25 protein-coding genes are annotated in these 25,099 nt (G+C 42.5%); 15 read left to right on the forward strand and 10 right to left on the reverse strand.

The window, feature by feature from the left end; genetic code table 11:
- Positions 1-53 precede the first annotated feature (53 nt).
- The 12 genes from RS893_RS27845 to RS893_RS27900 all read left to right on the forward strand — a co-directional run bounded on the left by RS893_RS27845 (position 54) and on the right by RS893_RS27900 (position 13,052).
- On the forward strand, positions 54-188 hold the full coding sequence (locus tag RS893_RS27845) for a hypothetical protein (protein ID WP_315788819.1): 135 nt from the start codon (positions 54-56) through the stop codon (positions 186-188).
- A 147-nt stretch (positions 189-335) separates the two neighbouring features.
- Entirely contained in the window at positions 336-1,424 is a 1,089-nt protein-coding gene (locus tag RS893_RS27850) for a glycosyltransferase family 9 protein (RefSeq protein ID WP_315788820.1), read from the forward strand.
- Positions 1,414-1,929 carry a hypothetical protein gene (locus tag RS893_RS27855; protein ID WP_315788821.1) on the forward strand — a complete coding sequence of 172 codons (516 nt, stop codon included), beginning with the start codon at positions 1,414-1,416 and terminating at the stop codon, positions 1,927-1,929. Before RS893_RS27850 ends, RS893_RS27855 begins: the two co-directional genes overlap by 11 nt.
- Positions 1,930-2,253: 324 nt before the next feature.
- The gene (locus tag RS893_RS27860) at positions 2,254-3,216 is read left to right on the forward strand and encodes a glycosyltransferase (protein WP_315788822.1); all 963 of its coding nucleotides are present in this window, start codon (positions 2,254-2,256) and stop codon (positions 3,214-3,216) included.
- 24 nt (positions 3,217-3,240) lie between these two features.
- Positions 3,241-5,376 (forward strand): glycosyltransferase, encoded by a 2,136-nt coding sequence (locus RS893_RS27865; RefSeq protein ID WP_315788823.1) that lies wholly within the window; start codon positions 3,241-3,243, stop codon positions 5,374-5,376.
- Positions 5,377-5,461: 85 nt separating this feature from the next.
- Positions 5,462-6,187 carry an SDR family oxidoreductase gene (locus RS893_RS27870; protein WP_315788824.1) on the forward strand — a complete coding sequence of 242 codons (726 nt, stop codon included), beginning with the start codon at positions 5,462-5,464 and terminating at the stop codon, positions 6,185-6,187.
- 159 nt (positions 6,188-6,346) lie between these two features.
- The gene (locus RS893_RS27875) at positions 6,347-6,913 is read left to right on the forward strand and encodes an HAD family hydrolase (protein WP_315788825.1); all 567 of its coding nucleotides are present in this window, start codon (positions 6,347-6,349) and stop codon (positions 6,911-6,913) included.
- A gap of 3 nt (positions 6,914-6,916) precedes the next feature.
- On the forward strand, positions 6,917-8,536 hold the full coding sequence (gene rfaE2 / locus RS893_RS27880) for a D-glycero-beta-D-manno-heptose 1-phosphate adenylyltransferase (RefSeq protein ID WP_315788826.1): 1,620 nt from the start codon (positions 6,917-6,919) through the stop codon (positions 8,534-8,536).
- 169 nt (positions 8,537-8,705) lie between these two features.
- Positions 8,706-9,845 carry a lipopolysaccharide heptosyltransferase II gene (gene waaF / locus RS893_RS27885; protein WP_315788827.1) on the forward strand — a complete coding sequence of 380 codons (1,140 nt, stop codon included), beginning with the start codon at positions 8,706-8,708 and terminating at the stop codon, positions 9,843-9,845.
- Between the two features lie 77 nt (positions 9,846-9,922).
- On the forward strand, positions 9,923-10,726 hold the full coding sequence (locus tag RS893_RS27890) for a glycosyltransferase family A protein (RefSeq protein ID WP_315788828.1): 804 nt from the start codon (positions 9,923-9,925) through the stop codon (positions 10,724-10,726).
- A gap of 212 nt (positions 10,727-10,938) precedes the next feature.
- Positions 10,939-11,928, forward strand: a complete 990-nt coding sequence (locus RS893_RS27895; protein WP_315788829.1) for a glycosyltransferase family 9 protein — start codon at positions 10,939-10,941, stop codon at positions 11,926-11,928.
- 17 nt (positions 11,929-11,945) lie between these two features.
- Positions 11,946-13,052, forward strand: coding sequence for a glycosyltransferase family 9 protein (locus RS893_RS27900; protein ID WP_315788830.1), 1,107 nt, complete (start codon positions 11,946-11,948; stop codon positions 13,050-13,052).
- A gap of 7 nt (positions 13,053-13,059) precedes the next feature.
- On the opposite strand, the gene RS893_RS27905 is transcribed toward RS893_RS27900, so the two are convergent.
- The gene (locus RS893_RS27905) at positions 13,060-13,953 is read right to left on the reverse strand and encodes an MBL fold metallo-hydrolase (RefSeq protein ID WP_315788831.1); all 894 of its coding nucleotides are present in this window, start codon (positions 13,951-13,953) and stop codon (positions 13,060-13,062) included.
- Between the two features lie 67 nt (positions 13,954-14,020).
- Here RS893_RS27905 and RS893_RS27910 point away from each other — a divergent pair, with 67 nt between their 5' ends.
- Entirely contained in the window at positions 14,021-15,247 is a 1,227-nt protein-coding gene (locus RS893_RS27910) for a glycosyltransferase (protein WP_315788832.1), read from the forward strand.
- A 117-nt stretch (positions 15,248-15,364) separates the two neighbouring features.
- Here the strand turns inward: RS893_RS27910 and RS893_RS27915 are convergent, their stop codons facing one another.
- The 8 genes from RS893_RS27915 to trxA form a co-directional block, all read right to left on the reverse strand.
- A complete protein-coding gene (locus RS893_RS27915) occupies positions 15,365-16,366 on the reverse strand; it encodes a YegS/Rv2252/BmrU family lipid kinase (protein WP_315792120.1) in 1,002 nt (333 codons plus the stop codon).
- Between the two features lie 141 nt (positions 16,367-16,507).
- Complete coding sequence (locus RS893_RS27920; RefSeq protein WP_315792121.1) at positions 16,508-16,723, reverse strand: hypothetical protein; 216 nt, start codon at positions 16,721-16,723, stop codon at positions 16,508-16,510.
- A gap of 116 nt (positions 16,724-16,839) precedes the next feature.
- Positions 16,840-17,253 (reverse strand): response regulator, encoded by a 414-nt coding sequence (locus RS893_RS27925; RefSeq protein ID WP_315788833.1) that lies wholly within the window; start codon positions 17,251-17,253, stop codon positions 16,840-16,842.
- Positions 17,254-17,775: 522 nt separating this feature from the next.
- Positions 17,776-18,408, reverse strand: a complete 633-nt coding sequence (gene tmk / locus RS893_RS27930; protein WP_315788834.1) for a dTMP kinase — start codon at positions 18,406-18,408, stop codon at positions 17,776-17,778.
- Positions 18,409-19,010: 602 nt separating this feature from the next.
- Entirely contained in the window at positions 19,011-19,691 is a 681-nt protein-coding gene (locus RS893_RS27935) for a nitroreductase family protein (RefSeq protein WP_315788835.1), read from the reverse strand.
- 61 nt (positions 19,692-19,752) lie between these two features.
- Positions 19,753-20,853 (reverse strand): alkene reductase, encoded by a 1,101-nt coding sequence (locus tag RS893_RS27940; protein ID WP_315788836.1) that lies wholly within the window; start codon positions 20,851-20,853, stop codon positions 19,753-19,755.
- A gap of 216 nt (positions 20,854-21,069) precedes the next feature.
- Positions 21,070-21,771, reverse strand: a complete 702-nt coding sequence (locus tag RS893_RS27945) for a glutathione binding-like protein (RefSeq protein ID WP_315788837.1) — start codon at positions 21,769-21,771, stop codon at positions 21,070-21,072.
- 230 nt (positions 21,772-22,001) lie between these two features.
- Positions 22,002-22,325, reverse strand: coding sequence for a thioredoxin (gene trxA, locus RS893_RS27950; protein WP_315788838.1), 324 nt, complete (start codon positions 22,323-22,325; stop codon positions 22,002-22,004).
- 79 nt (positions 22,326-22,404) lie between these two features.
- Here trxA and RS893_RS27955 point away from each other — a divergent pair, with 79 nt between their 5' ends.
- Positions 22,405-22,743, forward strand: a complete 339-nt coding sequence (locus RS893_RS27955) for a metalloregulator ArsR/SmtB family transcription factor (RefSeq protein WP_315788839.1) — start codon at positions 22,405-22,407, stop codon at positions 22,741-22,743.
- Between the two features lie 58 nt (positions 22,744-22,801).
- Here the strand turns inward: RS893_RS27955 and RS893_RS27960 are convergent, their stop codons facing one another.
- A complete protein-coding gene (locus RS893_RS27960) occupies positions 22,802-23,275 on the reverse strand; it encodes a GNAT family N-acetyltransferase (RefSeq protein WP_315788840.1) in 474 nt (157 codons plus the stop codon).
- 107 nt (positions 23,276-23,382) lie between these two features.
- Here RS893_RS27960 and RS893_RS27965 point away from each other — a divergent pair, with 107 nt between their 5' ends.
- Positions 23,383-25,095 carry an MFS transporter gene (locus tag RS893_RS27965; RefSeq protein WP_315788841.1) on the forward strand — a complete coding sequence of 571 codons (1,713 nt, stop codon included), beginning with the start codon at positions 23,383-23,385 and terminating at the stop codon, positions 25,093-25,095.
- Positions 25,096-25,099: the final 4 nt, after the last annotated feature.

Raw genomic sequence — 25,099 nt, forward strand, 5'->3', positions numbered from 1 at the left:
AACATGCAATATAAGAGAAAATATCATACCCTTGTTCTCTAGCCTGTGCAATTATGTCGAACCACTTTGCTCACGGTTACGCCTTATATCAAGCCCGGCTAATTGCTTACGATATTATGCTTAGTTGTTGGTCATTGTTTTTTCCCATTACCCATCACCAATTACCAATTACCGACCCCAAGGGATAATATAAGTGTTCAAGCGAACATAATATGACTTGTGCATTTGCACAATTGTTGTGAGTGAAAAGAAAAAATATTTTAGTCAAATGCCCAATGAACTAAGACTTATAAGTAAGTAATTTTAAGAGAGTTGCCCTTGAAGATAAAAGATGCATGTTACACGAACTTCAATCTCTAAAGCAACTGTCTATTTCTCGGATCGCTATTGTGCGCGCCCTCCCTGGATTAGGTGATTTACTTTGTACTGTACCAGCCTTTAGGGCGCTCAGAGCAGCTTTTCCCCAAGCCCAAATTACCTTAATTGGTCTACCTTGGGCGCGTTCTTTTATAGAACGTTTCAGCCATTATCTTGATGAGTTCTTAGAATTTCCTGGCTACCCAGGAATCCCAGAATTACCATCTTCAGTCCATAAATTGCCAGAGTTTTTGCTAAAAGCTCAAGAGCAACATTTTGACTTAGCATTGCAAATGCATGGTAACGGTATTGTCAGCAATTCCTTTACTACCTTACTTGGTGCTTGTATTAACGCTGGTTTTTATCTTCCGGAACATTATTGCCCTAATCCAGACTACTTTTTGCCTTATCCAGACAACGAACCAGAAATATGGCGTCACCTACGCTTAATGGAATTTTTAGGGATACCACTCCAGGGGGATGAACTAGAATTTCCGTTGCAGGATGAAGATTTTGCGGCTTTGCCACACCTACCTGATAAATATGTCTGCGTTCATCCTGGTGCTAGTCTGCCAGAGAAACGCTGGTCTTTAAAAAGCTTTGCAGCTGTTGCTGATGCGATCGCTGTTCGTGGATTCCAAATTGTGCTTACTGGTACAGCATCAGAAGCAAATTTAACCCAGGCATTAACGGCAATGATGCGTTTCCAGCCGATTGATCTGGCTGGAAAGACTAGTCTAGGGACAATGGCAGCCCTTTTAAGTAAAGCTAGTTTACTAGTTTGTAACGATACTGGTGTTTCCCATTTAGCTGCTGCTTTACGAGTCAAGAGTGTTGTCATTTTTACGAATGCATCACTGTATCGATGGGCTCCTTTAAACCGTGAAATTCACCGTTCTCTCAGTCCTAGTTTCATACAGTTCCCAGATGTCGAAGAATCATTTGTAAGTTCTACAAGCAAATCCTTTGATACAAAATTTGGTGGTTTTTATTTTCCCGTAACACCAGCAATGGTAATGACTCAGGTAGAAGACCTACTGTTGAAGAAAACTTCCAATGTTACCTGAGACTTGGGAAAACGTGCGGCGAGTTTTGGCAATTCAAGTAGGTAGTCAGGGAGATTTAATGCTGACTATCCCTGCATTGCAAAAACTGCGCTACTTATTCTCAGATGCTGTCATTACTTTAATGGTTTCCCCAAGCGCTAAACAACTAGATTCCCATAGGCGTTGGATAGATGATGTATTGGTTTACGAAGGTGGTGAAAGCAAGTTTAAAAATAATGAATATGAATTGGCTTTAATATCAAATCTGCGCCAATATGCTTTTGATGTCTCCGTAATTTTTACAAATTCTGGAGAGTCACCATATACTCTTGCTTATATTTGCTATTTGGCAGGAATCCCAATTCGTATTGGTCAGTCGAAAGAGTTTGGTGGTAGTGTTCTCTCCCATTGCGTAAAGCCGATAAGGACACAGGGAGACACGGAGAGTATTGTTGATATACATACCTCAGACCTATATGATCCTATAGGCGATCATCTCTTCTTACTGGAATCTGCATTTAAGTAATCTTTATTTTATTTATTAATTATTAATGATCTGGCAACCTAACTTTGAAGAGTAAAAGAACGAACCACAAAGGGCACAAAGAACACGAAGGAAGAGGAAAACAAGAGTAATCGAAAAGTTGATTCACTTAGCAAAGTTAATTTACTAGACTACTAATTTCATCAAAATCTCTCTATAAAAAAATCCCTTCTTCGCGTACTTTGCGTCTTTGCGGTAGCCTGCGGCAAGCCGCTTTGCGTCTACATTACTTCATCCCTATATTGTGCAACGCCCAAAAATTGAGAATTAAAAGTTTAAAGGATGCTTTCTAGTTAACACTTGATTATGCAACCATTACGTATCTTGACCTGGCACGTCCACGGTAGTTATCTCTACTATTTAACCCAAACTCAGCATCATTTTTATTTGCCTGTTAAACCAGGACGACCTGAGGGTTATGGTGGTCGTTTAGGTGGTTTTCCTTGGTCCAATAACGTTTATGATGTTCCTGCGTCTGAAGTCAAAAATCTCAAATTTGACTGTATTTTGTTTCAGTCAAAACGGAATTATTTAGAAGACCAGTATGAGATTCTCTCGGATTCACAGCGACGGCTTCCCCAAATTTACTTAGAACACGATCCGCCGCGAGAACATCCAACTGACACTCGCCATATTGTAGATGACCCGGATGTCTTACTGGTTCATGTTACCCATTTTAACCAGTTGATGTGGGATAGCGATCGCACTCCAAGCCGTGTCATTGAACACGGTGTAATTGTGCCAGAAAATGTTCACTACACGGGTGAGTTGGAAAAGGGACTGGTAGTAGTAAATGGTTTGCGATCGCGTGGTCGCCGTCTAGGTGCTGATATATTTGCCCATGTTAGCCAACAAATTCCTCTAGATTTGGTAGGTCTGGATTCAGAAAAACTGGGTGGTATCGGCGAAGTACCCCACCACCAACTACCAGCTTTTGCCTCACGTTACCGCTTTTTCTTCAATCCTATCCGCTACACCAGCTTAGGACTAGCTGTATGCGAAGCAATGATGGTGGGTTTACCAATCATCGGGCTAGCAACAACAGAAATGGTGACGGTAGTGGAAAACGGAGTTTCTGGCTATGTAGATACAGATTTAGAAAAGCTCATTTTTAGAATGCGCCAACTTTTAAACAACCAAACCCACGCCCAAAATTTAAGTAAAGGCGCAACACAAACAGCACAAAAACGCTTTCACATCCAACGCTTTATTGATGACTGGGATAAAACATTCAAATCAGTCATTGGTCTGAATGTTGTTCACCAATGACAAATGACTATTGACAAATGACAAATGACAAAATTCATTGCCTTAATTAGCGAACACGCCTCACCGCTTGGCACTTTTGGCGGTGTAGATAGCGGGGGTCAAAATGTGTATGTAGGACAGCTGGCTAAACATTTGGCTGGTTTTGGCTACAAAGTTGATATTTTTACTAGACGCGATAGTCAAGAATTGCCAGAAATTATTCAATTGATAGATAACGTTCGGATTATCAATGTCCCAGCTGGCCCTCCTAGATATGTGCGGAAAGAAGATATGCTGCCGTACATGGAGGAATTTACAGCCTATGTTTTAAATTTTTGTCAAAACCCTTTTGGGATGGCTGAAGGGATAGACACTTTTTCTGTGCCAAAATACGACTTAATTCACGCTAATTTCTGGATGTCAGCAATGGTGGCGGCGGAAATTAAGCGAAGCTTAAATATACCTTTTGTTGTCACTTTTCATGCCCTTGGTCGTGTGCGTCGCTTTTGGCAAGGTGATGCTGATGAATTCCCTAATGAACGCTTTACCATAGAAGACCAAATTGTCGCAACAGCTGACCATATCATTGCTGAATGTCCCCAAGATCAACAAGACTTGTTGTATCTTTACAATGCTAAGCCAGAGAAAATCACAATTATTCCCTGTGGCTTCGATACGGCAGAATTTTGGCAAGTGGAAAAAACAACAGCCCGTCAGATGCTGGGTTTACAGCCTAATGAAAACTTAATCCTTCAGTTAGGGCGCTTAGTACCGCGTAAAGGCGTTGATACGGTGATTCGCGCCTTTGGATATTTGCTGAGACACTATCATATCCAAACAAAACTATTGATTGTTGGCGGTGAATCAGAAGAACCAGACCCCCGCTTCACACCTGAAATCAGTCGTTTGCAGGCGATCGCTTGCGAAGAAGGAGTTGAGTCACACATAACTTTTACCGGACGCCGCCGTCGAGAGTTGCTTAAGTATTATTACAGTGGTGCAGATGTATTTATTACAACTCCTCTATATGAGCCATTTGGGATTACGCCTATTGAAGCAATGGCTTGTGGAACACCTGTGATTGGTTCAAATGTCGGTGGCATTAAGTTTACAGTCAAAGACGGTGAAACTGGCTATCTTGTACCAGCAAACGACCCTGAAGCGATCGCCGAACGAATTGCCTACCTCTACAAAAATCCTCAAGTACTCTATAACTTGGGACAGCAAGCAATACAACGCGCCCATCAAATGTTTACCTGGAAAAATGTAGCTGTTGCTGTTGCTGCTCTTTATGAAAAAGTTCTGGATACAATAAAACACAACCAATGGGTCAACAACAGACCAGAGTATATACTTTGGCAAAAACTACCGCAATACCTTCAACCACAGAGTATATCCCTAAACCACGCTTCTACCCCTCACAGGTATCAACTTTCAACCATCTCCCCACACTCTCCATCACCCCACCTCCCCATTGCCCCTAATCCCCAACGCCTCTTTCTTTATGCCGGGGGACCCGTCCACCGCACTGGCTCCTCCCTTGGGGGAGTGGGGGCCCCGAGTTCCCCACCTCCCCATCTCCCCACCCTCATTGACAAAAACTTTGTGGCTGCGATCGCAGCAATGGAGAAATCCCGCCAAACTTTGACACCTATAATTATGGAGGCAGCAAAAGCAATTAGCACCTGTTTTGCTTTGGGTGGCAAGGTACTTGTTTGCGGCAATGGTGGTAGTGCTGCGGATGCCCAACACTTTGCCGCCGAATTCGTTGGTAAATTTCGCTGCTCTCACAGGCCAGGAATGCCCGTAATTGCACTGACGGCAGACTCATCTTTTTTGAGTGCTTGGGCTAATGATGTCGGATATGATTACGTCTTTTCTCGCCAAGTAGAAACTTTTGCCCAACCAGGAGACTTATTACTGGGCATTAGTACTAGTGGGCGATCGCGCAATTTGATTGAAGCTTTCAAAACAGCACGTCAAGCCAACATTCACTCTATCGCCTTACTAGGTGGCGATGGTGGGGAACTGCGATCGCTAGCAGATTTAGCAGTAGTTGTCCCGGCAACAGATACCCAACGTATCCAAGAAGTACAACACCTAATACTGCATATTTTTTGTGAATTGGTTGAAGAGGAATTAGAAGAAGGCAGAAGGCAGGAGGCAAAAGAAATATATTAGGTCTGACACTTTTGTTTTCCTCTACGTTCTCTGTGTCTGGTGCGATTTTATTCAACCAAACTATTACAACAAAGGAAAAACAACTATGGAAGAACTCAAAAACAAAGTGGTATTGGTAACTGGAGGTGGACGCGGATTAGGTGAAGCCGTTTGTCACACATTAGCCTCAGCTGGTGCTAAGGTTGTGGTTGCAGATATTCGAGAAGAATTAGCCCAAAAAGTGGCTGGTGAAATTCAAGCTAATGGTTTACAAGCCATGCCATTAGTAATAGATGTTACCAATGAGGCACAAGCAGAAACTGCTATTTACAAGATTACTTCTCAGTATGGGCGCTTGGATGCTCTCATTAATAATGCCGGAACAGATGTAACCCTTTCCATTGAAGAACTTGCAATTCCAGATTGGGACAGAATTATTGCAGTTAACCTCCGTGCGCCCTTTATTTTGTCTAAGTTCGTCTTACCTGTGATGAAAGAACAGGGTAGCGGTCACATTATTAACATAACTTCCACAGCAGCCAAGCGTGCTTGGCCAAATGCTGCCGCTTACCATGCCAGTAAATGGGGACTTTTGGGCTTTAGTCATGCTTTGCATGTAGAAGCACGTCCCTACAATATCAAAGTTACAGCCCTAGTAGCCGGTGGAATGCAAACACCATTTTTGCTAGATAGATTTCCAGACATTGATGTCAGCAAGTTGCAAGACCCGAAAAACGTCGCCGCAACCATTCGATTTTTACTATCCACACCGGAAGGAACAGTGATCCCTGAAATGATGGTATTGCCAATGGGTGAAAGTTCTTGGCCGTAGTGGGAGTGGGGGGAGTGTGTAGACGCGTTCATAGGCTTAAGGTAAGGGTGGGGTGTGAGAAGTAAGGGAATAACCACTAACAACTAATGTACAGACGCGATGTTCCTCGCGTCTGTACTAAGCAATAACCACTAACAACTAACCATTGACAATTGACCAATGACTAATCGAGCTGTTTTTCTGGATAAGGATGGAACTCTGATTGAAGATGTGCCATACAATGTTAAGCCCGATTTAATCAAGCTAACTCAAGGTGCGATCGCAGGTTTGCAGTTAATACAAGCACACGCATACAAATTAATTGTCATCAGTAATCAGTCAGGTGTAGCGCGGGGCTATTTTCCAGAACTTGAGTTGTTAGTGGTTAAGGAGCATTTGTGCAAACTTCTCTCACAGCAAGATATCACGTTGGATGATTTTTACTATTGTCCTCATCATCCAGATGGTGTGGTTGCAGAATATGCAATTACTTGCGAGTGTCGTAAACCAGAACCAGGGTTAATTCTGCGTGCAGCTTACGAACATAATATTGATTTGCAAAAATCTTGGTTTATTGGCGACATCCTCAATGACGTGGAAGCTGGTCAGCGTGCTGGATGTAAAACGATTCTCATTGACAATGGTAACGAGACACAGTGGCAGCTGTCTCCTATGCGAATTCCACACTACGTTGTTAGTGACTTGGCGACAGCAGCACAGACAATTACAAGGAACGATCACAAATGAGTTATGAACTATCAGCCTTTTAATTTTCAGCATCTTGCATATCGTATCTCGCATCTAGATTGGTTGCTGGATGCGATCGCTCATCTAAATGTCATCGTCATCGGTGATGCGATTCTTGATTGCTATCTCCAAGGATTTAGCGATCGCCTTTGTCGAGAAGCTCCTGTACCAGTTGTCAATGTTACCAATAGTGACTATGTACCTGGTGGTGCGGCTAATACTGCTGTTAATGTCTGTAGTATTGGTGGACAAGTGTCATTTCTATCGGTAATTGGAGATGATTGGGAAGGTTATTTACTCAAGCAAGTGCTCTCTCAGCGTGGAGTTTCACCACAACACCTGATTACACTACCAAATCGACGAACTCTGGCTAAACAACGAGTCATGGCATCTTCACAAATACTAGTAAGATTTGATTCCGGTACTACAGACACCATTGATCAACTAGCTGAGCAAGCCCTAATTAGCGAACTTGAGCATAAATATCCAGAATCTCATGCGGTTATAGTATCTGATTATGGCTATGGAATTTTAACCAAAAAGGTACTTGAGAAGTTATCTCAACTGCAAGCACGCTATAACAATATTTTGGTCGTGGATGCCAAAAATCTCGCCGTATACCGTCAGCTTGGTATCACCGCAGTCAAACCCAACTATGAACAAGTGCTGCAACTACTAAATATCCCTGCTTTCAAACCAGGTAATAAAAGCATCAAATCTCGTATTGACCAAATTACAGCTTATGGAGATGAAATCCTCAGCCTCACAGGTGCAAAAATTGCTGCCGTTACTTTAGATGCTGAAGGTGGAATTATTTTTGAGCAAGGTTCTCAACCCCATCGCACCTATGCCCAACCTACAATTCAATCTCGTACCGCAGGTGCTGGAGATACATTTGCTAGCGCCCTTACCCTTGCTCTTGCTGCTGGTGCAACAACACCACTAGCAGCCGATTTTGCTGCTGTTGCTGCTGCTGTGGTTGTTGGTAAAGATGGCACAACTGCTTGTTCTGCCCAAGAATTGCGTGAGTTCCTCTTGAATCAGGAGACAAGGGAAACAGAGGAGGCAGGGGAGACAGGGGGACAAACAGACGAAGGGAGTTTATTGGAGGTATCATCTCAAAAATACATCTCTAGTTTAAATCAACTGCTTTCTGTTGTTACCTTCTACCGTCAAGCTGGACGCAAAATTGTTTTCACTAACGGCTGTTTTGACATCCTCCATGCTGGACATGTTTCCTATCTCAATTACGCTAAAGCATTAGGCGATATCTTAATTGTTGGCTTAAATTCTGACGACAGCATCCGACGTCTCAAGGGAGCAACCCGCCCTATTAATACCTTAGAAGATCGCATCCAAGTTCTAAGCGGACTCGGCTGTGTGGATCATCTCATAGCTTTTGAAGAAGACACTCCTAGCAATCTCATTCGTATAGTTCGTCCTGATATCTTTGTCAAAGGTGGTAACTACACAAAAGAAACATTGCCAGAAGCACCTTTAGTAGAAGAATTAGGTGGAGAAGTGAGATTACTGCCGTTTGTAGAAAACCGTTCTACCACTCGTATCATTGAGCGCATCCGTGAACTAGCAGGACAAGGGATCGAAGAGGTGGGGGGAGTGTAATTCAGTTATCAGTGATCAGTGATCAGTTATCAAATTATATTACTTACTGTTAACTGTTCACTGTAGCCTGCGGCAAGCCGCTACGCGTCTACACTGATTCCTAACTACTAACGTACAGACGCGAGGAACATCGCGTCTCTACCTATCAACAACTAACCACTAACGACAAATGACTAGCTGGGAATCTGCTGAAAATATTCTGTGCATTAGACTGGACACGATTGGTGATGTCCTGATGACTACACCAGCAATTCGCGCTGTGAAATTATCTCATCCTCGTCGCCGCATTACCCTACTAACTTCCTCTGCGGGTACAGCAGTTGCTTCACTAGTGCCAGAGATTGATGAAGTGATAGTCTATGATGCACCTTGGTTAAAAGCAACAGCACCACGATTAAACAGCATTCCTGAGTATGAAATGGCACAATACTTGCGAAGTTTAAAGTTTGATGGTGCTGTAATTTTCACTGTATATAGTCAAAATCCTTTACCTTCAGCATTTGTGTGCTATTTGGCAGATATTCCTCTACGATTGGCTCACTGTCATGAAAATCCTTACCAGTTACTAACAGATTGGGTAAAAGATCCAGAACCAGAGAACTTTGTACGTCATGAAGTGCAGCGTCAACTAGACTTAGTTGGCACAATCGGCTGCAATACAGATGAAAAAAGATTATCTTTGCATGTCCCGGAAAAAGCTTTAGCTGTCGTGGATGATATTCTCCAAAAATTAGGTATTGATCAACAGCGTCCCTTGGTTGTGGTTCATCCTGGTGCAACTGCTGCTTCTCGACGCTATCCACCAGAAAAATTTGCTCTGGTTGTCAGAACTCTAGTTATGGAAATGGGTATGCAAGTAATTTTTACAGGTACAGAATCAGAGCAAGAACTAGTGGCAGAAATTCAGAGGATGATCATCGCAGCAGATGCGATCGCAAATTTAACGGATAATTTATCTGCAAAATCAGCTAGTTTTCATTCGCTGGTAGGATGCCTAAAGCTCAGTGAATTAGCGGCACTTTTGCAACTTTCTTCTCTGTTAATTTCTAACAATACTGGTCCGGTTCACATTGCGGCTGCGGTTGGTACACCAGTTGTAGATTTGTATGCGCTTACCAACCCCCAGCATACTCCTTGGAGTATTCCCCATCGTGTGTTATTTCATGATGTCCCCTGCAAATATTGTTATAAAAGTATCTGTCCTGAAGGACACCATCAATGTCTAGATCTTGTCACACCAGAGTCTGTGGTGAATGCTGCGTGTGAATTACTAGGTGTCTGTGGTGCAAAATTACGGTTAAAGCGGTGACGAAGATTATGTTTTGCGAACACAGATGAACACCGATGAACACAGATAGATTTTTCATGTGTAAAGAACTGTCAAACATGACTGTCGATATTCTGATTCCTACTTACAACCGTCCAGCTGCTTTGGCTGTTACTCTTACCAGTTTGTTAGCTCAGACTTACCGTAATTTTCGTGTGATCATTTCTGACCAAACTGAAGATAGCAACCCTGTAGAAAGTGGTGAAGTGCAAGCGGTGTTACGAGTGCTTCGCGCTTATGGTCATCATATAGAAGTCCATAAACACTTACCTCGCCGAGGTATTGCCGAACAGCGACAGTTTTTATTGGATCAAGCAACAGCTCCCTATGTGCTTTTCCTGGATGATGACTTGATTTTGGAACCCTATGTAGTTGCACAAATACTCACAGCCATCAAAGAAGAAAGCTGTGGTTTCGTTGGTAGTGCATTTATTGGACTCAGCTTTATTGATGATGTGCGTCCCCATGAGCAAAAAATTGAGTTTTGGGAAGGACGAGTTCAGCCGGAGATTGTCAAACCTGATACACCCCAATGGGAACGCTGGCGTTTACATAATGCTGCTAATCTCTACCACGTCCAGCAAAGACTGGGTTTAACTCCTATTCAGCAATATAAATACCGTGTTGCTTGGGTTAGTGCTTGTGTTATGTATGACACAGAAAAACTTCGTGATGTTGGTGGTTACTTGTTTTGGCGGCAACTTCCCCCAGAACATTGTGGTGAGGATGTCTTGGTACAACAACGATTGATGGCGTTATACGGCGGTTGTGCAGTGATTCCTTCCGGTGTGTATCACCAAGAGTTGCCAACAACAATTGTGAATCGTGATGTACATGCAGATAAACTCGACCACTTCTTTTAAAACTCTTTGTGTCTAGGTATCTTAATGGTTCTAAATTTTTTTAAACACCAAGACACCAAGCGAGAGTATCCTAATTTTTTCAAAACACAAAACGAAGTAGCTCAGCATAACACTCTGCGCTCCTTTGCGTTACACTTTGCGTTCCTCTGCGTTTAAAAATAAACTCAAACATTTGAGATACTCCCCACCAAGCAGGGGTAAAAAAAGTTGATATGAATAAAATTTTATTCGTGGAATTATTGGGTGGAATTGGTGATGTTGTAATTGCTCTGGCTGCTATACAAGCACTTTCACGCTCCCATTCAACTGCTGAATTAACTGTTTTAACTTTCTCCCCAGGAGGCGAATTACTAGAGACTGATTCACTTATTAATCGGGTTGTCTATGCTAAACCAGGAAAAGCAAAACAAGCGGTTGTTGATTTATTGACTCATGAAACTTTTGATTTGATTGTTTCAGATACAAATTACGACGATATTGATCAAGTCATTCAAAATAGTGCTGCTTCGCGGGTGGTGACAAATTTATGGCGACATCCTCCAGCAGATGAAAGAGTAGGCGATCGCTTTATTAAAATCCTCCTTGCAGAAGGCTTAATCACCTCAGATGCAATTAAACCTGTCCAAATCGACATCACGCCAGATGAATTAAACAAAGCACAAAAGCTATTTAATTATCTGCGTCGTCCCCTTGTGTTTTTCTGTCCAGATGCGGGTATGGCTATTAAGCGTTGGCCCGAAGTTAGTTTTATTACTTTAGGTCAAATATTACAGCAGCATTGGGGTGCAACTGTAATTGTTCCTGTTGGTTCCAATGTTAACCAAGCAGCAAGTATTGTGGAAGGAATTGGTGGGGCAGCACAAATTTTACCTCGGGGAAAGTTACGAGATTTGGCTGCTGCTTTGGCCTGTGCTGATTTGGTTGTAGCTGCTGACACTGGTCCCGCCCGAATTGCTGCTGCGCTGAATGTACCAACAATTACTTTATTTGGCCCTTCTTGGTACGGGCGATATGGTCAGCCGTTACCCCATGTTAATTTGCAAGGTTATCCGGATTGTCCAGAGCGTAATACCAGTAATTTTACGGTACAGCAGTGTTGGTATGGTGACGTATGTCCTTTGGATCTAGGTTGGCAAAGTTGTATGGAAGGGATTTCGGTTGATGAGGTTTTGGGTGTTGTGGAGAGAGTGTGGGGAGAATAAATATTAACAAATGACCAATGACAAATGACCACCAACCACTAACCACCACCAACCAACAACCAACCAATATGCACAATATCTTAGTAATGCGCCTTGATAATATTGGCGATGTGATTATGACTAGCCCGGCGTTACGGGCAATTAAGGAAAATTTGCCTTATTGCCGTTTGACGTTGATGGCAAGTCCAGGTGGGGCGCAGGCGGCGACGTTGTTGCCTTGGGTAGATGAAGTTTTATCGTGGCGAGTACTATGGCAAGATTTGGGGAAGTTAGATTTTAACCCAGAACGAGAGTGGGAATTAGTGAAGACTTTACAAGCTGGCAAGTTTGATGCGGCAATTATTTTTACCAGTTTTAGTCAGAGTCCTCACCCAGCCGCTTTTTTATGTTATTTAGCTGGTATACCTTTGCGATGGGGAGAGTCTAAGGAATTAGGTAATGGTGTATTGACACTGGAAGTTCCAGCCGCACTAGATGAAATTCATCAAGTTGAGAGAAATTTACGATTAATAGAGGCTGGTGGTTTTGAAGTAAGTGATCGCAGTCTTTGTATTCAAATTCCAGAAATTGCCCAAAAAGAAGCCTTAAGTTTATTATTGGGAAGTAATAAAAATTACAATACCCTATTTCCTCCGTATCTCTTACTTAACCCTTGGACAAGCTGCCAATCACGCAATTATGATTCCCAGAGATTTGCGATCGCTGCCCGTCAGCTAGCAGAATCTACACAAATGCCTGTAGTTGTGACGGGTGTAGAACAAGACCGCGACAAAAGCGCATCTTTATTGGCGATGTTGGGTGACTATGCTATTGATCTCATCGGCAAAACAACTCTACCTCAACTCGCAGCACTAATTACCAACGCCAAGCTAGTGCTAACTAACAACACTTCCACAATGCATATAGCTGATGCTACCCGCGCACCTACTGTAGTAATGTTCGCCGGCACTGAACTTGAGTCACAGTGGCAACCACGTAACGGTTATTCTCGTTTACTGCGTCGTCCAACTCACTGTAGTCCATGCTACGCCTTTACCTGTCCTTACAACTTGGAATGTTTAGATATTCCACCAGAGGAAGTAGTCACTGTTGGCTTGGGTTTGTTAGAAGTACTTAAGACTTAGCAATTGGTTATGATTTGTTTTGCTCAGCAAACGTCTTAAATTCGATCGCATCATGACTGCAAAACAGGCGCACATCACTATTGTGTGAGAGCGATAACCCACGTAACCGTTCTTGATTGTAGAGCCGAGCCTTGCGATCTACTTCCATCAACGATTGGTAAGCACGCAGACCTGGAGTACAGCGTGGTTTGGAGGTGTTCATTTCATGCCGATAAAAGTAGGCATCGCCTGCATGTAGCAGCCAACCTTGGGGTGTCTCAATGGCAATGCCAGCATGACCGCGCGTATGACCAGCAAGCGGAATCAGGAGAATCTCAGGTGGCAGTCCCTCGAGATCACGCACTGCCTCGAAATCGAACCAAGGCTCTCCCCCTGGCGAATAATACTTCCATTGTTTAACTTCATCCCATTGACCTGGACGATAACGTTGCGATGAGATGAAGCCACGCCGTTTCTGTGCTGCCTCAAATTCAGTCTGCATCACATGCACGGTTGCCTCTGGAAAATCCTCCAATCCACCAGCATGATCGAAATCAAGGTGAGTAAGTACTATATGGCGGACATCACTTTTGTCAAAGCCAAGCTGCTTAATCTGAGCAAGCGCCGTGTATTTTTGTTCAAACTTGATGCGATTCAAATTCATGAAGAACGGACTGAGTCGTGACGATGGTGCTTTGACATCGCGTTCTCCAAAACCGATATCAATGAGAACGAGCCCCTGATTTGTCTCAACGAGCAGGCAGTGACAAACAAGGCAGGCTGTTAGACCGCGACTAAAGCCATCGAAGAGCGCCCCGCCAATCGGACACATACAACCGCAATTTAGATGATGAATACGCATGAATGATTTCCCCGACGCATCAATCTCTTTTAAAAACAAAAGAGTAGGGAAAATCTTCATACTCTGGTGTGAATAAATTTAGAGATTACAAATATTACCTTATATTTTAGGCATTGCTCAATAAAAGATGACTCGTATTGCTATTATTACTGGTACTTACAAGCCTCAACATTGTGGTGTTGCTCACTACACTGCACGTTTACGAGAGGTTCTCAAACAAGAAGATATTCAATCTGTTGTCCTCACTACTTATGCAGCTGCTACAGAGGCAAAGGACTCCAGTGTTAGAGGTGTTGTAGAAGATTGGCGTTTTACCGATTTGATGTCTTTAGTACGAGCACTACATTTAACTAATGCTGATATTTTGCATATCCAACACGCTGCTGGAACCTATGGATTTGATCGTGCCATCTTTTTGTTACCACTACTTCTAAAAGCGACAGGCTATAACAAACCAATTGTCACAACTGTGCATGAGTATGGCTGGTGGGAGTGGCAACCGAAGTATTTACCACCACAGTTTTTGGAATGGTTAAAAATGTGGGGACAAAGTCGCGGTTGGTGGGATAGAGAAGATGGGTTTTTACTAACTTTGAGCAATGCAATTATTACAACTAACGCTGAAGCCGAAAAAGTCCTTCACCAACGCTTGCCGCAGTTTCAGCAACGTATTTTTAGTATACCTATTGCTGCAAATGTGGAATTTACACCCGTTGAACAAACTACAGCACGGGAGAATTTGCGTAAAATTTGTAACTGGGAATTAAATACAATTGTCATTGTCTTTTTTGGTTTTCTCCACCCAGTCAAAGGATTAGAAACTCTCTTAAACGCATTTCAAAAAGTGCTGACGACTTCCCCACAAGCAAGACTATTACTTGTTGGCGGTGTGGAAAGTTTAGCTTTGCGAGGAGAAGAAGCAAAACGCTATTGGGATAAACTTCACGCTTTGGCAAGGGAATTGAATTTAGGCAACAAAGTCTACTTTACTGGCTATCTAGATGCTGAAACTGCCTCAGAATATCTTGCTGGCGCTGATATTGGGGTTTTGCCTTTCAATCACGGACTTACTATGAAAAGTGGTTCACTGTTAACTTTGTTAGCTCATGGTTTACCAGTTATTGGCACACAGCATAATATACCTTTACCCAGTGGAATGAGAGTACAGCTTGTACCCCCTCGTCATGTAGATGCTTTGACAGATGCACTCTGTCAGTTGCTCAACAATCCCAATCAACGTAGTTCTATAGTTGAAGCTGGCTGTGCTTTTGTAGAACAATTTAGTTGGTCGAGGATTGCGCGATCGCACCTCAAAATCTACCAGAAAAATGAAATAGGAGTCCTTCAAAGTTAAGTGACCAAACTCCTATTCTTCTTAAGTAGACTCATCCTTAAATTGAGTCATCTTTAAAATGACTTAATGCTATCAGCCAAGGTTTTTGATAATTAGTTATTTTTTATACTTAAATATTTAGGAATCAAGACTTTCATTGGTTTCTTTGACCTGAATGTTTAAGTTAGGTAATCCGTTTAACTTTTCTGGAGGAGGAAGTTCCTCTTCCGCTAGGGGTACAAAAACTTTTAGACTTGCTGGTATGCACTCAATTTCTACTGGAGTTTTCCCTAAAACTTCACCATCAACAACAACTTTTTGAGGTGGGTCGGTTGTAATTTTAAATTTTTTAGCTCGTAGATAACCAATGTCATTTCTTTCTGCTGGACTACCCGCAGAAGCTGTCTGAAATAAATGAAATGTAGCTGCGATCGCAGCTGCTCTATTAGCCGGAGCTACTATAGTTAAATCCAGTAATCCGTCATCTATAATCAGTCCTGCTGGCCCTTGGGCTAAAACAGATGTAGCAGGTGCAGCATTTGCTACTGTTACTGCTGCCGCACACGTTGAAATTACTTTATCTTCAGTTTCAATTTTTACATCAAATGACTGTAATTCACTTAATTGTTTAAATCCAGCTATAATATAAGCCAAAAAACCAAAACGATTTTTCGATTCCCGATCTGCTTTTTCTACGGTTTCTGCTTCAAAGCCAATACCTGTCAGCAGTACCATTGGATAACCGTTGCAAGTGGCAGTATCCACAATCCGCGTCCCACCTTGCAAAATTGTTTTGCAAGCACCTTCAATTGTGTCTGGTATGCCTAAAGCTGTCGCAAAGGCGTTTGCTGTTCCACGAGAAATGATACCAAACGGAATATCACTACCTACTACAGCCGCTGCTGCTGCCGAGAGAGTACCATCTCCTCCAGAAGCAATGATAGCATGTACTCCTCTTTGCACTGCATCATGTGCTAGTTCATCGGCACAGATTTCTTCTGTTGTGAAGTGAATATCTAGGTCGATTTCTGGCTCTAAGATAGCTCGAATTTGTGCCAACTCTTGCTCTGAGTCGCCCTGACCTGCAACTGGATTAAAAATGAGGCAGGCTGAACGTTTCATATACTGTGTGTGAAAAATAATATAGTTGTAAAGTTATCAAATTAATTTTTGACGTATCTGTAAAATTAAAACTTCCCTCTTAAGATAGGATTTTGAGTAATGAATTAAAGATTAGAAGGGAAAGTCCAAGTTTTTAATTAGACCAAATACAACCTAAAGTTACCCTACATCTTGATTAAGTAATTCAAATTCATTCCGGGGCAATGATACTATAATATGCTCTGAAGTACAATCTACTCGAATCAGCCAGCGTCCTGTTGGGCGACCATTTGCCAGTAATTCTTCACCACAAACTACTCCAATCTTTCCCGCTACATATGCTGGATGCATAACTAGGACTTTTTGTGTAACCAATAGTTGTCGAGATTTTAGCATTACCTCAATTTCCATCCACGCTACGATACTCAAACTCATGCATCTTGGTTATAAATTTTCTTAAAAATAGCTGCAAAGCTTCATTGTCTTAATTTTGATCTGAGTAAGCAAGTTTATTATTGTAATTCTTTTTTTTCAGACAGACTAGCAACTACTTTTACTAATTTATCAGGATCAATAGGTTTGGTTAGATGCGTCTGAAAACCTGCATGGATTACGAGGATATCTTCATCATCTCTCAAGTAACCTGTTACAGCAATAGCTGGAATAAATCCACCGAATTCTTGCTCACGGGAGCGAACTTTCTGTATTAATGAGCAACCATTTCCATCTGGTAAATTAATGCTGCTGATCAAGATACTTGGTTTCATATATTCGAGTGCTAAGAGTGCTTCACTTATTGCTGTTACTACTATTACGCCTGCTCCAGCGTCTTTCAGTACAAAAGCAAACAATTCTGCTGTATCAGGTTCATCCTCCACTAAAAGTATCTGTAAACCATTGAGTGTATTGAATTCATCTGATATCATTAATCTGTCCAAATATTTATGATTTTAGTATTTATAAAATCTCGTTAACTAATTTGTTTTTTGATTTTTAAAGTCATAAAATTGCTTGTAATTAGTGCATAAATAGTCAATGTGCTATGTAAACTATGATTTTATATGAACTAGCTAAAATCAAAGATTATCGAAAAAAACAAAACTACGAATCTATCTATGTGATTAGTAGAAGAGTAAGTATTGTTAAATTATCCTGTAGCAGTAACTACAACAAATAAACTTGACTGAAATTAGCATGATTAGAAGCTCTCCTGATGCCCTCTAAAAAGCATTGAGCAAATATAATTTGTCATTAGAAAACTTAAGTTTATATCAAGTCTAGCTAATCACTTACCATTAAAATCTCTGCCTTTACAGTTTGTCTGATCATCAGCGCGTTAGTCTTAATGATAAGTATTTATGTATGAATACATAGAAAATTGAAATTACTAAACTTGGATAAAGTTAGTAAAATTGGTGTAACTAATATCGATTATCCAAAACAACGTTCTAAATCAATGTAAGTCTCTGAGTCAAAACGTCTTGAATTTGTTTTTGTACTATCTCTACGCTAGCACTAGCATCTATACGTACAATTCTGTTTGGTTCGGTTGTAGCTAATTCTGCATATCCTTGTTGGATGCGACGATGAAAGGCAATTGCTTCTTGTTCAATACGATCCAACGCTGTGGTTGTTCTACGTTTGCGGGTTAATCCGACCTCAACATCAAGATCAAGCCATAGGGTAATATCACTTTCTAAGCCATCGGTGGCAATGCTGTTGAGCTTATAAATTAAACTCATATCTAAGCCGCGACCATAACCTTGATAAGCAATGGTGGAGTCAGTATAGCGATCGCATAATATAATTTTCCCGGCTGCAAGATTTGGTCTGAGTTCTTCTTCTACGTGTTGCGATCGGTCAGCAGCATATAACAATAATTCTGTTCGATCAGCGATCAGCTGATCTGGTGACTTTTCCAGTAATAAGCGCCTCAGATGCAAGCCTAAAGAAGTTCCTCCTGGTTCACGAGTCACTGCGACAGAGATACTCAGACTTTGCAACCACTTACTACAAAGTTGTATCTGAGTTGTTTTACCGCAACCTTCTACCCCTTCAAATACGATCAATTTGCCATTCATTTTGCTGAACCGATTTTTACCTACGTGCTTTATTAGGCTAGCAGGTATGTTGCCTATGTCCCTATTTATGATTACTATTCCTCTGCATCAAAATTAGGAAGAGGGATGGGTGGGTGGGGAGGTGGGGGGTGTAGTTCAGTTATCAGTTATCAACTTATATTAATCACTGTTCACTGTAGCCTGCGGCAAGCCGCTACGCGTCTACACTGATTTCTAACCACTAACTACTAACTATTACCTACTAACTCTTGACTATTGAACTTTTAGTTATGGAGGGTGGACAATGTCCACCTCACTATCGAGACAAAATATTTTGTGTAGCAATAGATAATACCAATTTGAAAAAAATAATGAGATAGATAGACTGACAGAACTCTTATGCACAAGGAGTTTCCCAATCCGTCTTGAAAAGCTTTGAGGTTTCCTTTGGGACGCTGCTTTGTAGACGCCCGCTTTCTCGGCTTCAAGGTAGAGTACGCCCCAAGCCCTAGCACCCTACCCTACGGGAACGCCTTACGGCGTACGGGAAGCCAATTCGTGTCTACAAACTTTTCGCAAAATCTAAAATCCAAAATGGTATAACTTTGCTAACTGTAGATTCCCTAAACTTGGTAAGGATTGCCTACTCTATCTACAAAAATATTGTAAGAAAATGGCAAACGACCGGGATTTAGACGTGGTTCTGCTGCATATCCTACAGGTACTAAAACTGCGATCGCTAAATCTGGATCATCGGTAGCACCGATTACTGCTTTCACTTTATCCTCAATCCAACCATTCATAAAGCAGGTGGATAAACCTAAACTTTCTGCTGCTAATACCAGGTGAGTTGCAGCAATCATTGCATCTTTGATAGCATATTCTCGCCGCTTGTTTCCCAGACTAGTTTGATGTTGGGGAATAGCTGTTTTGAAGTAGTTCACTACGTTTTCTGCCCAAGCACCGCTTTGTAACCCTTGTTCATAAATCGGTGTCAAGTCTTTCTCACCACCCTTGGCATCAGCAGCAAATACAAAAGTTACAGGTGCTTCTAAAACTTGTTTTTGATTCCAAGCAGCTTCTGATAGAGCAGTTTTTTGCGCTTTATCTTGTACTAAGATAATCCGCCAGTCCTGAATATTGTAGCTACTGGGTGCTGCAACAGTTAACTCTACCAATTGTTTCAGTTGTTCTGGGGAGATGGGGTCTGGTTTAAAGGTTTTGATGGAACGACGCTGAAGAATAGCTGTTGGTACATCCAGAGGCTGAGTTTGTAAGTTCAATTCTTGAGTGATTGGATTCATGCAATTTCCCTCAAAATTTGACGAATACGTGATTTATTGACACCAATGTAGTCTATGGGGATTAATGTACTTGTTGCATTTCTAGCGTTGGGTAATCAGTGTATCCCTGCTTTCCACCACCGTAAAATGTAGATGGGTTTGGTTGATTCAGTGGTGCATTCAATACAAAGCGTCGGGGTAAGTCAGGATTAGCTATAAACAATCTGCCAAAGGCTACTAAATCAGCTTCTCCTTTTGCCAAGACAGCATTACCTCTGTCTAAAGTGTAATCACCATTGACCATGAGTGTACCTTGGTACTTTTGCCGGAGATGGCTAGTAGGTACTACTGTCGCTCCGTGTCTGATATCTGCTTCTGTCGCTTCATAGATATGCAAATATGCTAGATCAAATTGATTGAGTGCTTGGGCTGCATAACCAAAAGTTTCTAGAGGGTTAGAGTCATGCATATCATTAAATGTGCCACTAGGAGAAAGACGCACTCCTACCCGTTGGCTATCCCACACACTAGTTATTGCTTGTGTCACTTCTAGCAGCAGTCTGACACGATTCTCTGTAGAACCACCATACTTGTCCGTACGTTGATTAGTACCATCCCGGAGAAATTGGTCAATTAAATAACCATTAGCTGCGTGAATTTCTACGCCGTCAAACCCAGCAGCAAGAGCATTTGCTGCACCTTGGCGATACTGTTCTACAATCTCTGGAATTTCCCAGGTTTCTAAAGCACGAGGTGTAACGAAGGGTTTCATCCCTTCATAGGTTGCTGCTTCTCCTTTTGGTGTGATCGCACAAGGCGCTACAGGTAAGGCTCCGTCTGGCAGCAAATCGGGGTGAGAAATGCGTCCGACATGCCACAGTTGCAAGAATATTCTGCCTCCCTGCTCATGTACTGCATTTGTAACCAACTTCCAGCCTGCTACTTGTTCAGGCGAATGAATACCTGGTGTATGAGGATACCCTTGCCCTTGGGGTGAAATCTGAGTTGCTTCGGCAATAATTAGTCCTGCGGATGCCCGTTGAGCATAATACTCTGCATTGAGTTCATGGGGTACGTTCCCCTCACCTGCACGTTGCCGGGTTAGGGGAGCCATGATGATCCGGTTAGGCAGTTCTAAGTTGCCCATTTGGTATGGGGTGAATAAATTGATATCTGCGTTCATGAAATTAGCTCCAAAATTTTTGGGCAAATGCAAATTAGCATTTATAAACCGCAGAGGCAAGAGAGACACAGAGATAGAAGAAGAGATTTACACACTAAATTAGTTCGGTTATTCTCAGGCGTAAATCTATGAAATATCTCTGTGTTTATCTATCTGTGTTTATCTGTGTGCATCGGTGGTCGATTTCTAGAAAATAATTTTCGCAACTTGCATTTCTCAAGGTTGCACTGTCTGTGCTGATTGATTAAATAAGAATGACCGCGATTTTTCAACGTCAAGTGTCTGATTTTTAAATGCTTCTGCTTTTTCGTAGGCGCGGACTGTAGCTGGACGTGCTTGAATTGTTTCAAACCAGCGTTTGAGATGAGGAAAATCTTCTAATTTCTGCCCTTGACGTTCGTAGGGAACAATCCAGGGATAGGCGGCGATATCAGCAATTGAGTAGTTTTCACCAGCAACAAAACAGCGATCGCTCAGCCGTTTATTCAGCACAGCGTATAATCTTGCTGTCTCATTTACATAACGGTTGATAGCGTAGGGAATTTTTTCTGGTGCGTACTGGCTGAAGTGGTGATTTTGACCAGCCATTGGCCCTAATCCTCCCATCTGCCAGAATAACCATTGCAGGACTTCGACGCGATCGCGCACATTATTTGGCATCAATTTCCCAGTTTTTTCGGCTAGATACAACAGAATTGCCCCAGACTCAAACACTGATATTGGCTCACCACCATCAACAGGTTCGCGGTCAATAATCGCAGGTATACGATTGTTGGGTGAAATCTTGAGAAATTCTGGTTTAAATTGCTCGCCTGCACCAATGTTTACAGGAATAATTGTGTAAGGAAGTTCGACTTCCTCCAAGAACATGGTAATTTTGTGACCATTGGGTGTTGTCCAATAGTAAAGCTCTATCATAAATTTTCCTCCGATTCGGTTGTGCTTTCGCTGCTAAATAATTGACCGAAGAAAGGCAGCTATGATGAGGGCAGAAGCTAGAAGTTTAAGAAATATTTTTACTAAGTATTTTAGTCCTATGCATTCTGCCCGGATGGTTTCAAGAAAAGATTTTCCCTGTAGTTGCCTCTATTTTTTAAGATTAGCTAAGGTGAGGTGGGCAAATAGCCCACCCTACTATCAACCCAAGATTACAGATACTGTGCTAAAGTTTTAGCTAGGGTTGTTTTTGGCACGGCGCCCACTACCGTATCGACTTGGCGACCGCCTTTAAACACCATGAGCGTAGGAATGCTACGAATCCCATAATGGCTGGCAACGGTGGGATTCTGATCTGTATTCAGTTTCACCACTTTCACCTGCCCCGCGTACTCAGCAGCCACTTCATCTACCACGGGAGCCACCATGCGACAAGGACCACACCAAGGTGCCCAAAAGTCCACTAATACGGGCATCTCGCTTTCTAGGACTTCTTGTTTGAATGTGGCTTCTGTCACATTAGTAATGGATGACATTCTTGCCCTCCTATTTAATTCGTTTATTCGATAAAATCGAATAAATAAAATATAATCTAATTTAAGCGATTGTGCAAGTATGAGATTTCTGTTTCACCCAGAACAAAAAAATATATCATTGGCAGGAGTATTGTATGCTTTAGGCGATCCTGTGCGGTTAGAGATTGTGCGGCAATTAGCGACCAAAGGAGAGCAATGTTGTGCTGACTTTGATTTTGCGATCGCAAAGTCTACGATGTCCAATCATTTTAAAATTTTAAGAGAGTCTGGCGTAGTCTGGACTCGCAAAGAGGGAACACAACACATAAATTCACTCAGGCGCGAAGATTTAGAACAATTGTTTCCAGGATTGCTGGATGTAATACTGCGCTCAGCACAACCATTGATGAGTCAAGAGTCGATTTTGAAAAGTCGCTAGGAGATGGGGAGATGGGGAGATGGGGAGACAAACTAATGACTAATGACAATTGACTAAATTAAATATCTAACCGCATTTCATTGCTGGGTACAAAACCAAGACGATCGTAAACTGGTTTACCGGAGGGTGAGGCGTGGAGAATGACTCGCGTACAAGCGATCGCCTTAAGATAGTCAATAGCCATATTCGTGAGTTGCTTGGCAATACCTTGATTCCGGTAAGGTGAGTCAACATAAACACCCCAAATGTAGCCAAATTTGCGGTAATCCTCTGTAAAGAAAACCGGATAAAGACCAGCAAAAAGCTGACAACTGGCAGAACCAACTACCTTGCCATCAATCTCTGCTACAAATGCCTTGTAGTGTAATTCTTGACGCGCACGCTTAATAAATTCCAGAGTGTTCTCCAGCCAATTAGAATGAATCGACTCAGGCACAACGTTATTATCTAGCCACATCTGATAAAAGTGCTGAGCAATCAGAGAATCCTCTTGGGGAATAGCCTCCCGAAAATGAACAGTTGGTGCAGGCATACTTAAATCAGGGAACAGTGAACAGTGTAGACGCGCCTTCTTCGGCTTCCCATAGGGTACAGTTAACAATCGAATTTGATAACTGATAACTGATAACTGTTAAAAAGTTGCTTTCCGTCTTATTATTTCTTATTATCAACAAAAGCATCAATATTTCTCCCCATCACCCCATTCCCCCATCACCCCATCTCAATATTATGACCGCACCAGCAGCACCTGCATCCATGTGGAGTCCCCTGCGACAACCTGTGTTTCGTGCTTTGTGGATCGCATCAGCAGTATCAACTATTGGTACTTGGATGCATGATGTGGCGGCAGCCTGGTTAATGACGACTCTGGCTCCCAATTCACCGCTTTTAGTAGCGCTGATGCAAGCGGCAGCAAGTCTGCCCTTTTTTTTGCTGGCATTACCAGCCGGGGCGATCGCCGATGTAGTAGACCGCCGGAAGCTGTTGTTATTGACACAGAGTGTCATGCTAGTGGTGGCGGTGCTATTGGGAGTATTGACTCTGGCACAAATCATTAGTCCTTGGATACTCTTAGGATTGACTTTTGCCTTGAGTGTCGGTAGTTCAATGAATATGCCTGTCTGGCAAGCAGTGACTCCGGAATTAGTAAGCAAAGAGGATTTACCGCAAGCTGTCACCCTCACAGGCATAATAGTTAATCTTTCCCGTTCCATTGGTCCAGCTTTGGCAGGGATAGTTATTGCTGCTGCGGGGACAGGAGTCGTATTTTTGTTGAATGCTCTTTCGTTTGTAGGGGTAATATGGGTAATTTATAGCTGGCGACGTACACCACAAAATAGTGGCTTACCTGCGGAACGATTTTGGGGAGCAATGCAAGCGGGGGTTCGTTATGTACGCTATGCCCCTCCCTTGCAAACAGTATTAATCCGCACAGCCGCGTATATATTTTTTGCCAGTGCCTTATTTGCTCTGTTGCCATTATTGGGAAGACAAGAATTAAAACTAGATGCATTCGGCTACGGGATTATACTTGGTTTTTGGGGTATTGGTGGCTTGGCGGGAGCTTTCATTTTACCTAAGTTGCGGCAGGGGTTTTCTATCGATCAGTTGGTGGCTGGTTCATCCTTGCTTATGGCAGTGATGATGGTAGCACTGGCATACCTCCGCAACGTGCCTTTAATTTGTGGGGTGATGATGCTGGTGGGAATTTCTTCTCTCAGCGTTATGGTGAGTTTGAATGTAGCGGCACAAACTGCTGTACCTACGTGGGTACGGGCACGCGCCCTAGCTGTACAATTGCTCGTATTTCAGGGATGTATGGCATTAGGTAGCTTGTTATGGGGTAGTGTTGCCCAACGCACAAATATTTCAGTTGCCCTTGCTGGTGCTGCTATTGGATTAATTGTATTTGTGGTGGTGACTAGCCGCTATCGTCTGCGCTGTGCTGAAAAATTGGATTTGGCGTCATCACTACACTGGGAGCAACCTACCCGCGCCTTTGAACCCTGTCCCAACGACGGCCCGGTATTAATTACCCTAGAGTATCACATTGACCCAGCTAAGGCTGATGAATTCACCAAGGTCATGAAAATACTCAGAAATATTCGTCTGCGTGATGGTGCGATTCAATGGGGATTGTATCATGATTTATCCCAGCCTGGTAGGTTTGTTGAAACAGCAATCGTAGAATCTTGGGCTGAACATAAGCGGCAATTTGCACGAGTCACCAATGCAGACAAGGTAATAGAAGAACAGGCGCGGGCTTTTCATATCGGTGATCAACCGCCGAAGGTTTCCCAGATGATTTATGCCAATTACACAGATGGTAAGGGTTTCCAACAACCGTGCTGAACAA

It is taken from the genome of Fischerella sp. JS2, assembly GCF_032393985.1.
In the GTDB taxonomy this organism is placed as follows: Bacteria; Cyanobacteriota; Cyanobacteriia; order Cyanobacteriales; family Nostocaceae; genus Fischerella.